This is a genomic window from Ruegeria atlantica, from assembly GCF_013032505.1.
Classification (GTDB): domain Bacteria; phylum Pseudomonadota; class Alphaproteobacteria; order Rhodobacterales; family Rhodobacteraceae; genus Ruegeria; species Ruegeria atlantica_F.
This window is the reverse complement of the sequence record NZ_WQCG01000003.1, coordinates 674,140-686,734: the sequence shown is the minus strand read 5'-3', so window position 1 is coordinate 686,734 and position 12,595 is coordinate 674,140. Positions and strand designations below refer to the sequence as shown.

Annotated in this window: 16 protein-coding genes; all 16 read left to right on the top strand. The window is 61.9% G+C overall.

The window, feature by feature from the left end; all coding sequences use genetic code 11:
* Window positions 1-18 precede the first annotated feature (18 nt).
* Window positions 19-330, top strand: coding sequence for a hypothetical protein (locus GOW92_RS15145; protein WP_170561420.1), 312 nt, complete (start codon window positions 19-21; stop codon window positions 328-330).
* A 77-nt stretch (window positions 331-407) separates the two neighbouring features.
* Complete coding sequence (locus GOW92_RS15140; RefSeq protein ID WP_170561419.1) at window positions 408-653, top strand: hypothetical protein; 246 nt, start codon at window positions 408-410, stop codon at window positions 651-653.
* A gap of 395 nt (window positions 654-1,048) precedes the next feature.
* The gene (locus GOW92_RS15135; RefSeq protein ID WP_170561418.1) at window positions 1,049-1,579 is read left to right on the top strand and encodes a hypothetical protein; all 531 of its coding nucleotides are present in this window, start codon (window positions 1,049-1,051) and stop codon (window positions 1,577-1,579) included.
* 141 nt (window positions 1,580-1,720) lie between these two features.
* Complete coding sequence (locus GOW92_RS15130) at window positions 1,721-2,314, top strand: hypothetical protein (RefSeq protein WP_170561417.1); 594 nt, start codon at window positions 1,721-1,723, stop codon at window positions 2,312-2,314.
* A gap of 90 nt (window positions 2,315-2,404) precedes the next feature.
* Window positions 2,405-3,082, top strand: coding sequence for a hypothetical protein (locus GOW92_RS15125; RefSeq protein WP_170561416.1), 678 nt, complete (start codon window positions 2,405-2,407; stop codon window positions 3,080-3,082).
* A gap of 46 nt (window positions 3,083-3,128) precedes the next feature.
* Window positions 3,129-3,416, top strand: a complete 288-nt coding sequence (locus tag GOW92_RS15120) for a spike base protein, RCAP_Rcc01079 family (RefSeq protein ID WP_170561415.1) — start codon at window positions 3,129-3,131, stop codon at window positions 3,414-3,416.
* Between the two features lie 9 nt (window positions 3,417-3,425).
* Complete coding sequence (locus GOW92_RS15115; RefSeq protein ID WP_170561414.1) at window positions 3,426-5,528, top strand: terminase gpA endonuclease subunit; 2,103 nt, start codon at window positions 3,426-3,428, stop codon at window positions 5,526-5,528.
* Between the two features lie 43 nt (window positions 5,529-5,571).
* A complete protein-coding gene (locus tag GOW92_RS15110; RefSeq protein ID WP_170561413.1) occupies window positions 5,572-6,192 on the top strand; it encodes a holin-associated N-acetylmuramidase in 621 nt (206 codons plus the stop codon).
* Window positions 6,193-6,274: 82 nt separating this feature from the next.
* A complete protein-coding gene (locus GOW92_RS15105) occupies window positions 6,275-6,820 on the top strand; it encodes a holin family protein (RefSeq protein WP_254453030.1) in 546 nt (181 codons plus the stop codon).
* A 27-nt stretch (window positions 6,821-6,847) separates the two neighbouring features.
* Window positions 6,848-7,423, top strand: a complete 576-nt coding sequence (locus GOW92_RS15100) for a hypothetical protein (protein ID WP_170561412.1) — start codon at window positions 6,848-6,850, stop codon at window positions 7,421-7,423.
* Window positions 7,416-8,981 (top strand): phage portal protein, encoded by a 1,566-nt coding sequence (locus GOW92_RS15095; RefSeq protein WP_170561411.1) that lies wholly within the window; start codon window positions 7,416-7,418, stop codon window positions 8,979-8,981. The genes GOW92_RS15100 and GOW92_RS15095 overlap by 8 nt, the downstream gene beginning before the upstream one ends.
* Window positions 8,982-8,996: 15 nt before the next feature.
* Entirely contained in the window at window positions 8,997-10,901 is a 1,905-nt protein-coding gene (locus tag GOW92_RS15090; RefSeq protein WP_170561410.1) for a phage major capsid protein, read from the top strand.
* Between the two features lie 73 nt (window positions 10,902-10,974).
* Entirely contained in the window at window positions 10,975-11,325 is a 351-nt protein-coding gene (locus GOW92_RS15085) for a hypothetical protein (protein WP_170561409.1), read from the top strand.
* Window positions 11,325-11,624 (top strand): head-tail joining protein, encoded by a 300-nt coding sequence (locus GOW92_RS15080; RefSeq protein WP_170561408.1) that lies wholly within the window; start codon window positions 11,325-11,327, stop codon window positions 11,622-11,624. The genes GOW92_RS15085 and GOW92_RS15080 overlap by 1 nt, the downstream gene beginning before the upstream one ends.
* A gap of 2 nt (window positions 11,625-11,626) precedes the next feature.
* Complete coding sequence (locus tag GOW92_RS15075) at window positions 11,627-12,025, top strand: hypothetical protein (RefSeq protein WP_170561407.1); 399 nt, start codon at window positions 11,627-11,629, stop codon at window positions 12,023-12,025.
* Window positions 12,026-12,104: 79 nt separating this feature from the next.
* Window positions 12,105-12,455 carry a hypothetical protein gene (locus GOW92_RS15070; RefSeq protein WP_170561406.1) on the top strand — a complete coding sequence of 117 codons (351 nt, stop codon included), beginning with the start codon at window positions 12,105-12,107 and terminating at the stop codon, window positions 12,453-12,455.
* The last annotated feature ends 140 nt before the right edge of the window (window positions 12,456-12,595 follow it).

The following is a 12,595-nucleotide window of genomic DNA, read 5'->3' as shown; positions in this document are numbered from 1 at the left end:
ATCACAAAGGACAATCCTATGATTTCACACACCGCGTATATGGCGGCGCAAGCCGAGGCCGAGGCAACCGACAAGCTGTCCCTTTTGATCCGGGACGCAATCCACGAGGCGGGCAAGGCGTCTATCAAATACCCCCAGCCCAATTACCTGATTTCCAAAGTGGCCGAGGAGGCGGGCGAGGTGGTCAAAGCCGCGATCCATTGCGCCGAGGGCCGCGAGACAACCGCCCATGTCCGGGACGAAATCAAGCAAGCAATCGCCATGTTAATCCGCCTCTATCTTGAAGGTGATGAGGTCCACGGATTGCCGCCTATCGCCCTGACTGACTGACCCCGCGCCCCTTCACCGTCCCCGCGCCCCCACACATGGCGCAAGGCTCAACTGTCCCCGCAAAAGGAACCCAAAGCATGAAACCCAATCCCATTGCGTCAATCGGTGGCGTTCGTGTGTTCGTCTCGGATCAAGCCTATAGGATGGTCCCAATATTCCCGGACAAGCCACGCACAAAGCGACGGTTGCGCCGAACGCGCGGCAAGTATGGTCGCACGGATCGAATTGAACACCTGGCCTATATGATCCCTGGCGGCGTGATTGCGCACCCCAGCATTCACGCCAAGCTGACCCGCGCCGTTAAGCTGACCCGCACCGCCTGACCTTTCCACCCCGCGCCCCCTTATAACTCTTATTGCAATGTCAAATCCTCCCCCCGAGGTCGGGGAGTTAGGGAAGGGCGAGAGATTAAAAGGACAAGCCGCAAGCGGCTTGACGGTGAATTGTAGGGGGCGCGGGCATTTCCCAGGGACCGAAAGGGACGGGCAGGGGAGCGATTTTCCGGGGTTTGGGGAGCCGCGAATTTTGGAGAAATGCAGTAAAAACAGTGTGTTATATAGTATATATCCCTTAATATATATAATTGGGGAGTATAGGGAATGTATCTAACACACATAAGAAAACACAAATAACGACCAAAACTATAGGACCTATAAGGCGCGCGTCCCTGGTCCCCCTGGTCACCCTGGCACACCGAACGACAAAAGGAACCGACCGAATGAACGAACCCACCAACCCGGCCAGCATGGAAAACTTTGAGGCCGCCGCAATCCGTGACGGCAAGCGCCTGGACTTTGTGTTCCGTCGCCGTGGGCCGGTGATCCTGGACCGCCTGGAACCCGCATCCCGCCACGCCGTCGAAATCTACACCGCCACGGCCGAGGCCGTCCTGGCCGGTGGCGCGACAATGCCCCGTGATAGCCTGGCCGGGTCTGGTTGCCAGGGCGGCGCGCCGTCGAAAGAGGGCCGCCAGGCAACCGTGGTGGACCAGGTGGAATTCCTGCGGAAAATGGAGGCGGCCGTGGTTGCCCCGCCTATCGTGTTGAGCCATAAGCCCCTGGTTGCCGCCGATCCCACGCACCTATGGCGGCGCGTGTGCCTGGCGGATGTGTCTATGCAGGCTTACCTCAAGGGACACCTGGGCCTGGCCCGATCCGCAAAGCGAATGGAGGCTTTGCAATCGGCCTTTATCGCCGCCGCCAATCGCGTATCGGTTGCAATCGGTCAAACAAAATCGCCTTGGAGTTGAAAAAAGTTCTTGACTTTCAGAACGCCCTCCGTAGCGTTCAAGTCAAGGTGGCGGAATCGGTCCCATACTTCCCCCTAGTTGTCTGGTTGACCGTCCGCCGCCGCATCCCCCCACGTCCGATAGGTGCGAACCGCCATGCGAATGAGCCTCCAATCTAATTTGCGTGACGTTGAGCGCGACCTGTCGGACGTGGGCCGTCGGCAACTTCCTTTCGCGGCATCTGTCGCCCTCAACAACACGGCCGGGGATGTTCACAAGAACGAAACCCGCCGCCTGTCCAAGGTCTTTGACCGCCCCACACCATTCACCCGCAAGGCGTATGCGATCCGCCGGTCCACTAAACGACGCCTCGAGGCGCGCGTTTTCGTCAAACCGATCCAAGCCCGCTACCTCAAGAAACAGGAGGAGGGCGGCACACGCCAGGCACCCCGCCGGGCTATCGTTGTTCCCCAGAAAGTCCGCGTGAACAAATACGGCAACCTGCCGAAAGGTGCGGTTAAGCGCAACCTGGCGAACCCCAAGGTGTTCTCGGGTAAGCCCAACGGATCGGCGCGGGGCGCGGGCATCTACAAACGCCAGGGCAAAAAGCTGGTCAAGCTAATGTCCTACATTCCGCGCGCCCGATATGAGGCGCGCCTTTCGTTTAGACGGTCGGCCGCAAAGACTGCGGGCCACCGCTTCCCCGTCCACCTCGAGCGCGCCCTAATCAAAGCCTTTGCCACCCGTCGGCGTTAGGGCCTCGAGAAAATCTTGGGTCCTTCCCCGGCAACGTTACGTGGGTTTATTCGCGCCGCGTTGTTTTGGTCAATTTTGAAAATCTGACGGGTGGGCTTTTGGATTGGGGTTGTTGATATGCAGGACGAAACCGAAACGCCGCGCCAGGAATTGCCGCCGATGCTGGGGGCAGAACGGGACCTGGTTGCAAAGTATCCGTTGCCCGAGGGTGTCCCGGACGCCCTGGTGAACAAAAATCTTTTGGCCGCCGCCCTGGATGTGTCCACCACCACCATAGACAAGTGGTTGGTTCTGCCCGAGGACGACCGAATCCCATTTGTTGAGCGCGGCACCAACGGCCGGTCTTACGTGTTCCGTTTGTCGGTCGCGTTCGCCTGGCGACAAGCCCGCGAGGCGGCCGAGGCGGTCCAACGCCAGGCGTCCGAGGATGCAAGCGCACAACTCAGAATGGCTTTGACGGGCGGGTCCATCCAGGACCAGGCCCGCATGGCTCTGTCCCCCAAGGAACAGGCCGAGGCTTTGAAGGTTGAACAGGCGTGGATTTTGGCGGCACACGCCCGCCGCGAATTTATCCGCGCCGATGAGGCCGCCCAGCAATTCGAGGCGGTCCTGGCCGCGATCCGCGACACGATGGACGCCGCGCCCGACAAGTTGGCCCGCGAGTTGGGCCTGGGTGGGGCCGAGGTGGAGGCAATGCAAAAGATCATTGACGCCACAATGTTAGACGCGGTTGCCCGCGTTGAGGAGATAGTTTCCGGGGAGACTTAACCCGCCGCCAAGCGCGCGTCTCCTCACAATCCAAGAGGAGAAAGCAATGCACGATCCGTTTAAGAGCGGTCTAATTCCGGCGGGCGGCCCTATGTATGATCTGGTCCCGGTCACGCCCTCCGACGATAGCGATTTGGGTTTCGTCGGTGTTGGCCTTTACGTCCAGGGTGGCGGCGACGTGACGTTTAAGACGGCGGCCGGTGAAACCCGGACAATCCATTCCGCGACGGACAATCTTTATCTGCCGGTTGGCGTGACGCAGGTTCTTGAAACCGGGACACTGAGCCGCCCGGATCGAACCTGGATTTGGGTAGGCAAGCCCTACGGCGCGTAAGGTCAAGACATGCTGCAAAACGACGCCCCGGAATACCGCGAGGGCGCGCCCCTTCCCGGTTTCCGGCCGGTGTCGGACGCGATCCGCGCGGCCCTTCCTGCCCTTTCCCCGCCTGCCAGGATAACGGTTTCCGAGGCCGTCAAGCGTCGGAAAATCAATGCCGGTGGGTCCTGGGAATTCTGGGACAATGACGTGGCCCCCTACATGGTGGAGCCTATGAACGTCACGCAATCCCGCCGGTTTGAGTCGGCGGTGTTCGTGGGTCCTGCGCGATCCTCCAAAACCGAGGGAATGATTATCAATCCCTGGGCGCATTCGGTCATTGCCTCGCCTCGCATGGTGTCCATTTTCTATATGTCCCAGGCGGCGGCGCGCGAGTGGTCGGTCCAGGAATTGGGGCCGATCATCAAGAATTCGCCGGAACTAAAAGACGCCCTGCGGATCGACAACACCCACGAAAAGACGTTCAAGGGTGGTGGTCGATTGACGGTTGATTGGCCGGTGGACAACAAACTGTCGGGCCGGTCTATCCCCCTGGTTCTGATGGCCGACTATGACCAAAAGGCTTACCAGGATGTAGAAGGCCAGGGACCCGCATTTGCTCTGGGCCGGAAACGTCACACCCAGGCCGGAACCCGAGGAATGAACGTGGCGGAATCGTCGCCGCGATTTCCGATCCTGGATGAAAGCTGGCAACCCAAAACGCCACATGAGGCCCCGCCCTGCGAGGGAATTTTGGGCCTCTACAACACCGGCACCCGTGCCAGGCTTTATTGGACATGCCCCGAGTGTAAGGGCGAGTTTGAGCCGACATTTGACCGGATGAGTTACCCCGATGAGGGGACACCGGCCGAGCGCGGCGCGGCCGCTTATATGTCCTGCCTTCACTGTGGCGGGGTGATTGAGCCGCACCAAAAGGCCGAGTTAAACAGGACGGCCCGGTGGCTACATGAGGGCAAGGACGGCAACCTGGTTCCGCTGGGTCCTGACGTTCGCGCAACGTCCGTCGTCTCCTATTGGCTTCACGGCCCCGCCGCTGCCCTGGCAACCTGGGCGCAAATCGTCGCGCGCTACCTCGAGGGCGTGGAGGAATTCGAGCGAACGGGCGACGAAACACCCTTGAAGGCCGCAACAAACCTGGACCTTGGGTTGCCCTACCGACCCCAGGCAATGGGCGAGGGTTCGGCCGTTACGGAAAGCGGTTTGCGAAATTCGGCAACGGATCACGCCTGGCAAACGGCCCCGGCCGAAACCCGGTTCCTCCTGGCGGCGGTTGACGTCCAGAAAGGCCGGTTTGTTGTCCAGGTCATGGCCCACCTAGCCGACGGCGAACGGGTGGTCATTGATCGGTTTGACATTCACACACCGCCGCCTGGCGCGCCTCGAGCCGAGGACCGGCAATTGGACCCGGCAAAGTATGGCGAGGATTGGGACGTCCTCCTGGACCTGGCGGAATTGTCCTATCCGGTGGCGAATGCCGATCACCGCCTAAAGCTGCTGTCCATCGTCTGCGATGCGGGCGGCGAACCTGGCGTCACGCCAAACGCATATGCGTTCTGGCGCAAGGTCAAGAAATCTCACCCGCGCCGGTTCCACTTGATCCGGGGTAATTCTCGCAAAAGCGAGGACGTCAAGCGGGCCGAGGTCAAGGCCCCCGAGACGTCACGCCAGGGCCGCAAGAATGCGGCGCGGGATGTTCTCATAATTCGAGCCGGAACCGACCGACTGAAGGACGAAATTGCGGCCAGCCTGACCAGGACGGAAAGCGGGTCGCGGACTATTCACATTCCGCGCGGCGCGCCGCCTGACATTTTCGCTGAATTCGCGGCCGAACGGCGCGGGGCGAAAGGTTGGGAAAAGCGCCCAGGCGTCAAACGAAACGAGGCCCTGGACCTGGCGGTCTATGACCTCGCCCTGGTGATCGTCCTGGGGTGTGAAAAAATCAACTGGTCCAAGCCGCCCGCCTGGGCGGTGATCGGTCCCAACAACTCATTTGCGGTTGTGGACCTGGAAACGGACCAGGACCTCGAGGCCGAGGTTTCCGAACCCGCCAAGAAACCAAAGAAACGCCCCCGCCGCCGGGGGCGTCGTTCGTTCTCGGGCTGGGATTAACACCCAGCCCATTCCCCGCCAATTCAAACCAGGAGGCCGCGCCATGCAGTCGCCCCGCGAAATCGCGCTTGGAATTGTCCGCCGTGAAGGTGGATTCGTAAACGATCCTGACGACCCCGGCGGGGCCACGAAACACGGGGTCACAATCCACACAATGCGCCGCCTGGGCCTGGACCTGAACGGCGACGGCAAAGTGGATGTGGCCGACGTGAAAGCGGTCACCGTTGACGTGGCCGTGGACCTGTATTTGCGCCATTACTTCCGCCGCCCGAAAATCTCGAGTTTGCCGGAACCGATCCAGGCAACCGTGTTTGATATGTACGTGAACGCGGGTTCCCAGGCGGTCAAGCTGCTGCAACGGGTGGTCAATACCACGGGCCAGGGCGACGTCCTGTTGGCGGTGGACGGCCAGATCGGCCCGAACACACTTGCCGCTGTCACCCGCACCCACGACGCAATGGGCCGTTACCTGGTGGACGCCTACGGGGTGGCCCGCCGGAACTATTATTATAGCCTGGCGAACCGTCGTCCCGCATCCCGCAAATACGCGCGCCGCCGCGACGGTGGCAAGGGTGGCTGGATCACGCGGGCCGAGGAATTCCTGTCCCCGGAATTCCACCTCACCCGCGCGCAACACGACGCAAAGGTGGCGGCATGGCGCTAGGCGTTGACGATCCTTGCGACGATTGGACGGCCAACCTTGGCCGACTCCCCCGACCCAAACCCAAAGCATAGGAGGGCGCAATTTGCTGCGGCTCTTGAAACTGATTTTCGGCGGTGGAGGCGTTAGCCAAATCGCCCAGGGCGCGGCCGATGTGGGCCGCGTTTTTGTTGGCGACAAGGCCGCCCGCGAGGAGGCCGAGGCCGCCGCATACCAGGCCGCCCTGGCGCAATTCGGGGCCGAGTTTGGCCGCCCCGCGCGATCCTGGTTTGACGTGTTCGTGGACGGCCTAAACCGATTGCCGCGTCCGGTCCTGGCATTTTCGACGCTGGGCCTTTTCGTCTACGCGATGAATGACCCGGTTTCCTTCACCGTCCGAATGCAGGGCCTTGCCCATGTGCCGGAACCGCTTTGGTGGATCATGGCCGCCGTGGTGACGTTCTATTTCGGCGCGCGCGAAACCCACAAATTCCGCCAGTTTCGGGCGAGTAGCCGGGCCGAGGTCCAGGCCACTGTGGACACGATCCGCGCAATTGAAGCGATCCCCGATCCAGCCCCGCCCGACGATCCGGCCGAGGAGGACGAAAACCCGGCCATTGCCGCCTGGCGGGCCAGCCGCGCGCAATCCTGACGCGCCCCACCTTTCGGAGGTTCTGACATGACGGACAACGCATTCACGCCAGGCCAGGGCATTCCGGCCCGCCTGGTGGCGGGTGACCTGTGGACCTGGCGCGCGGATGGTTTCGCGGCGGCCTATCCTTCGGCCGCCTTTTCCCTTTCCTACACCCTGGCCCCCAAAGCTGGCGGCACCGCCACCCAGGCCCCCGCGACGTCGGACGCCGACGGGTGGGTGGTTTCGGTGGTTCCATCGGTCACCGCCCAGGTGACGGCCGGGACCCACGCCTGGACGCTGTTTGCGACCAGGACGTCCGACGGCGCGCGCCAGACGGTATGCGCCGGGGTCCTCGAGGTCGCGCCCGATCCGGCCCAGGCGGGTGATACGCGATCCACGGCGCAAAAGCTGTTGGACGCTATCAACGCGGTTCTGGAAAACCGGATCACTAAGGACGTGGAGTCCTACACAATCGAGGGCCGGTCACTGACCCGCGTTCCCCTCGAGGTCCTACGCAGCACCCGCGCGCGCCTTATGCGCGAGGTCCAAGAGGAACAGGCCGCCGCCCGAGGGCGTCACCCTGGAATGCGCGTCAAAAAAATGAGGTTCAACAATGGCTGACATAGAAAAGCGCCCCGGCCTCCTGGGTCGGTGGTTTGGCCGCGCGCCGGATGCTGACCCGGCCCGAGTTGAACCGAAAGTCCGCCACCAGGTCCGCCGCTTCAAGGCCGCCCGAGGTGGACGCCTGGTCGGTGGGTTCGGGAATATCCTGGGCGACTCGTCGCGTAGTCAAACGCGAATGGATTTGCGGGGCCTGGTCAACCACGCCCGCGTGGCCGCCCAGAACGTCGATTACCTGAAATCCTATGAAATGATGGTCCGCCGCCATGTGGTCGGTTGGAACGGGATTTCGCTGCAAATGAACGGGCTGAACCCCAACGGGGAACCCGACCGCCTGGCGAATACAGCGATTGAAAACGCTTGGAAAGATTGGGGCAAGCGGGGCAACTGCACCCCTTGCGGCCGTCTCTCCTGGTGGAAAGTTGAAAAGGTCGCCGCAACCATGCTGGCCCGCGAGGGCAATTTCCTGTTGCGGGAATTGCGCGGCCGCGCCTTTGGAAAATACGGCTACCAGGTGCAACCCATTTCAATTGATCTGCTGGACCTAAACCTGGTGCAAACCTTGTCCGACGGCCGGTATATTGACGGGGGTGTGGAGTTCAACAAATACGGCCGCCCCCTAGCGTTCCATATGTTCGACGGTCACCCAATGGAGGCCCACACCGGCCGCACCCGTCACCGTCTGCGCATTCCTGCGGATCAGGTAATTCATGTGATCCGGGAAACAGAAACGGGCCAAGCCCTGGGCGTCCCGGAGTCTCACACGGCTTTGCGCCGCTTCAACATGCTTGCCAAGTATGAGGAAAGCGCGCAGACCGCCGCACACTACGGCGCGTCCGCAATGGTGTTCCTGGAAAAGACCGACCCGGACGGCGCGCCCATGCCCGCGATGGGTGACGATGAGGAGGAAATCCCCGAGGAAATGGAGGCCGGTTCCATTGTGGACCTGCCGCCAGGATACACCGTCAAGGGCAATCCCTCGAATTACCCGGACGCCAATATGCCGGGTTTCATGAAATCCATGATACGCGGCGGCGCTGCTGGCCTGGGCGTGTCTTATGCCGGTTTGTCCTCCGATATGGAGGGGGCCAACTTTTCCAGCCTGAAAGACGGACGGGGCGAGGAGCGCGACGAATGGCGCGTGTTTCAGCGCGACCTTTCCGAGGGCCTACATGATCCGGTTTTCCAGTCGTTCTTGCCGATGGCTTTGTTAGCGGGTCGGGTTCGGTTGCCAAACGGCACACCGTTGCCCGTTTCCAGGTCGGACAAGTTCGAGGGGGCCGCCACCTGGCGGGGGCGCGGTTGGGCGTCCGTCAACCCCAAGGACGACGCGGTGGCAAATGACAAAGACCTGGCAAACGGGTTGCGCGCGCCGTCCGACATTGTGGCCGAACGTGGCGAGGATTTCGAGCAACTGGCCCAACGCCTCGCCCGTGATCTGCGCGTGATGGAGGACGCGGGGTTGCCCTTGCCCTCCTGGCATCCGGCCAACTCTGCCACTTCCCCGCCCATTTCCGAGGAGCCGGGGGACGGCAAAACCGATCCCGAAAACGGATAACCAAGAGGTTCCCACATGACCGAAAAAATCAAGGTCCCCGCGCGCCTGGTGCGCGCCGGGGTCCTCGAGGCGCGCGCGCCTACTGAGGGCGACGGCGAGGACCGCCGCGTGACCCTCACATTTTCGAGCGAGGCCCCCGTGGTCCGCCAATACATCCTCGAGTCCGGTGAAGAATTCGCCGGTCAAGAGGTTCTGGGACATGCCGAGGGGGAGGTGGACCTGTCGCGTTTGGCGTCAGGCCGCGCCGCCCTCGTGACGGATCATTCCCAGACAATCGACTCCCAGGTCGGGGTTGTCGAAAAAGCCTGGATTGAGGAGGGGCGCGGCCGCGCAATTTGCCGGATCGGCAAAGGGGCGCGCGCTTCTGAAATCCTTGAGCGCATCCGTGACGGCGAAATCACGGGTGTTTCCGTCGGTTATGAGGTGACTCGCCTTTCCCATGTCGGGAACGACGACGAATCCGGCCGCCGGATCATCCGGGCGCAATGGCGTCCCTATGAAATCACCCTTTGCCCCGTACCAGCCGACCCCACCGTGGGGATTGGCCGCGCGGCTGACGGTGAAACGCAAATCACAATTTCCCTGAAAGATGAAAAGGAAGGGTCAGACATGCCCAAAGACACCCAGACCCCGGCGGACAACCAGGAAACCCGCAACCAGCCTGCCGCCGTCGCGGCCGCGCCGAAATCGAACGGCGACGACCTGCGCGCCGAACGCGCCCGGACCAAAGAAATCCGCGCCCTGGGCCGCAAGTTCAACGTGGACGACGAAAAGGTGGACGCCGCGATTGACGGTGAAACCACGGTTGCCGCGTTCCAACGCTCTATCCTGGACGACATGGGGAGCGAGACGGCCGAGGTCACCCGTTCGCGGGACGCCCAGATCGGTCTGACGGACAAGGAAATCAAGCAATTCTCGCTGATGCGGGCCGTTCGCTTCTTGGCCGATCCGACCAACACCCGCGCCCGTGAGGCGGCCGCGTTTGAAATCGAGGTTTCGGACGCCGCGCAAACCCACCTGGGCCGCGATGCAAAGGGCCTCCTGGTTCCTGCTGATATTCTGTCCGCCCAGGACTTCACCCGCGCCCAGAACGTCGGCACCGCGACTGCAGGCGGTAACCTGGTTGCAACCGATCACCAGGACGGATCGTTCATTGGCCTGTTGCGCAAGCGCGCCGCTCTGACCCGCTTGGGTGTGCGGACCCTGACCGGCCTTAAAGGTAACGTGGCGATCCCGCGCCAGACCGGCGGCGGCACCGCCTACTGGATCGGTGAAGGTGGCAACCCGACGGAGTCGGAAAGCACGTTCAACACTCTGAACCTGCAACCGCACACCCTGGCGGCGGCCGTTCCGATCACCCGCCGCGCGATGCTGCAAACCTCGCCCGACATTGAGGCCCTGGTCCGTGACGACCTTATCCGTATCATGGCCCTGGAAATCGACCGCGTGGGTATCAACGGCGATGCGGATACGGACGCACCGGACGGCCTGCTGGATGCTGGCATTTCGGATGTTGATTTTGCAACCGCCGGTCAACCGACCTGGGCCGAGGTTGTGGCGCTGGAATCGAAAATCGGCGCGGACGACGCGGACGTGGAATCCATGCGCTACCTGTTCAACGCCATGATGCGGGGCCACCTGAAATCCACCCCGAAAGTTGCCGGGACCGCCGAATTCATGATGAACGGCCAGGAGGTCAACGGTTACGGTTCGGTTGTGTCCAACAACTCGCCCGCTAACGGGATGATCCTGGGCAACTGGATGGACTTCATTATCGCCATGTGGTCGGGCCTGGACCTGACCGTGGACACCGCCACCCTGGCGGCGTCGGGCGGTGTCCACCTCCGGGCATTCCAGGACGTGGATTTCGGCGTCCGCCACGTCAAGTCCTTCGCCTACGGCCGCGACTACCAGCCCTAAGCCCTGGCCCTCCTGAACACCGCGCGTCCCGATCCTGGGGCGCGCTTTTCATTTGAGCGCAAAGGACGCTGACATGAGCAAGAAAAACACCGCTGACACCCCCGAAAAGGACGTCAAAATCAAGCTGGCAACCGGCCTGACCTATAACGGCAAGAAACACGTTGCTGGTGAAGTCGTGGAGGTCGGGGAAACCTTGGCAAAACGCCTCGAGGATCGGGAACAGGCTGTCCCGCATTCCCGCGACGTCGCGCGCCAGAAAAAGAAACAGGCGGGTAAGGTGGAAACCGTTGAGCCGCAAAAGCCTGTTGAGCCGCAAAAGCCCGCTGAACCCACAAAGGCCGCTGAACCCACAAAGGCCGCACCGGACCCCAAGGAACCGGCCGCGTCCGGTGACAACGGTGGCGGGAACAAACCGGCCGAATAATGGACGATTGGGACGTCTTTTTCGACCCGGCCGACTTTGGACAATCCGCCGCCTGGGACACCCAGGCCGGTGATTTTGTGAACCTGGACGGAATTTTCGAGGAGGCGCGCGAGGTCGCGCTTTCCGGGGACACCGTTGGGGCGTCGGCCGTCCTTCCTGTCCTGACCGTGGCAACCTCGCAAGTCCCGGCGACGGCGGCCCAGGGCGATGATCTGGAAATCAACAGTGTGAATTACCGGGTCACAGACATTCAACCCGACGGGTCGGGACTGACCCGCGTAGTTCTCGAAAGGACTTGAGAATGGCAAAAATTCACGGCCACGGCGGCGTGATCAAGGTGGGGGGTGCATCGGGTCAATCCGTGGGCAACCTGCAATCCTGGAACCTGGACGAACAAGGGGCCGCAACCGAGGGTTACAGCATGGGCGAAAGCTGGGCTGATAACGAGGTCACGGTCAAAAAGTGGTCCGGTTCGGCCGAGGCGTATTTCGACCCGTCGGACGCTGGGCAAATCGGCCTGGATGTGGGCGACGTTGTGGACCTGCATTTCTACCCAGGCGGTGACGCATCGGGCGGCCATTTCCGTTCCGGCCAGGCTGTCGTCACCGGGACCCCGCTGTCCGCGAACAAGGACGGCTGGGTGGCGATCACGTTCAACTTTGCCGGTAAGGGTGCGCTGACCAAAGGCACGGTAGCCTAAACCCTTCCCCGCCAGGCCCTCGAGTGGGGCCTGGTTGCCTGTTTCATCCTCACAATTCGACGCTTTTTTGGAGGCTCAAATGTCCAATTCTGATGCAATCCTAACGGCCGCCCGCGCGCATTTCGACAAGATGCGGGGCCAGACAATCCAAATCCCCGAGTGGGGCGAGGAGGGCAAACCCCTGGTTGCCTATTATGACCCGCCCACGCTGCGAAAGCGCCAGGAAATCAACCAGCGTTGCGGAAAGTCCGAGTCGCTGCAAATGGCCCTGACCTGCATTCTTTGCCTGAACGACAAAGACGGCAAGCCGTTGCTTCCTGACGATGCGGAAACCCTGGCGGTTTTCCTGGGTGGGTCTGACCCGAAAGTGGTTTCCCGCGTGGCGCTGAAAATCCTGGGCCTGACGCCCGCCGCCAAGCTGGGAAACTGATCGAGGAGGACGCGGAAACCCGGAATATTTACCGGGTCGCCTTCCACCTCAAAAAGACGGTTGGGGAGGTCCTGGACCTTCCCGCCGAGGAATTACGGGGCTGGGTGGCCTTTCTCTCCTCCACACAATCAACCAACTAA

Coding starts and splice junctions, on each gene's coding strand:
- GOW92_RS15145 (WP_170561420.1), top strand. CDS start 19: ATGATTTCACACACCGCGTATATGGCGGCGCAAGCCGAGGCCGAGGCA.
- GOW92_RS15080 (WP_170561408.1), top strand. CDS start 11,325: ATGGACGATTGGGACGTCTTTTTCGACCCGGCCGACTTTGGACAATCC.
- GOW92_RS15115 (WP_170561414.1), top strand. CDS start 3,426: ATGCTGCAAAACGACGCCCCGGAATACCGCGAGGGCGCGCCCCTTCCC.
- GOW92_RS15140 (WP_170561419.1), top strand. CDS start 408: ATGAAACCCAATCCCATTGCGTCAATCGGTGGCGTTCGTGTGTTCGTC.
- GOW92_RS15100 (WP_170561412.1), top strand. CDS start 6,848: ATGACGGACAACGCATTCACGCCAGGCCAGGGCATTCCGGCCCGCCTG.
- GOW92_RS15075 (WP_170561407.1), top strand. CDS start 11,627: ATGGCAAAAATTCACGGCCACGGCGGCGTGATCAAGGTGGGGGGTGCA.
- GOW92_RS15120 (WP_170561415.1), top strand. CDS start 3,129: ATGCACGATCCGTTTAAGAGCGGTCTAATTCCGGCGGGCGGCCCTATG.
- GOW92_RS15130 (WP_170561417.1), top strand. CDS start 1,721: ATGAGCCTCCAATCTAATTTGCGTGACGTTGAGCGCGACCTGTCGGAC.
- GOW92_RS15090 (WP_170561410.1), top strand. CDS start 8,997: ATGACCGAAAAAATCAAGGTCCCCGCGCGCCTGGTGCGCGCCGGGGTC.
- GOW92_RS15085 (WP_170561409.1), top strand. CDS start 10,975: ATGAGCAAGAAAAACACCGCTGACACCCCCGAAAAGGACGTCAAAATC.
- GOW92_RS15070 (WP_170561406.1), top strand. CDS start 12,105: ATGTCCAATTCTGATGCAATCCTAACGGCCGCCCGCGCGCATTTCGAC.
- GOW92_RS15095 (WP_170561411.1), top strand. CDS start 7,416: ATGGCTGACATAGAAAAGCGCCCCGGCCTCCTGGGTCGGTGGTTTGGC.
- GOW92_RS15135 (WP_170561418.1), top strand. CDS start 1,049: ATGAACGAACCCACCAACCCGGCCAGCATGGAAAACTTTGAGGCCGCC.
- GOW92_RS15110 (WP_170561413.1), top strand. CDS start 5,572: ATGCAGTCGCCCCGCGAAATCGCGCTTGGAATTGTCCGCCGTGAAGGT.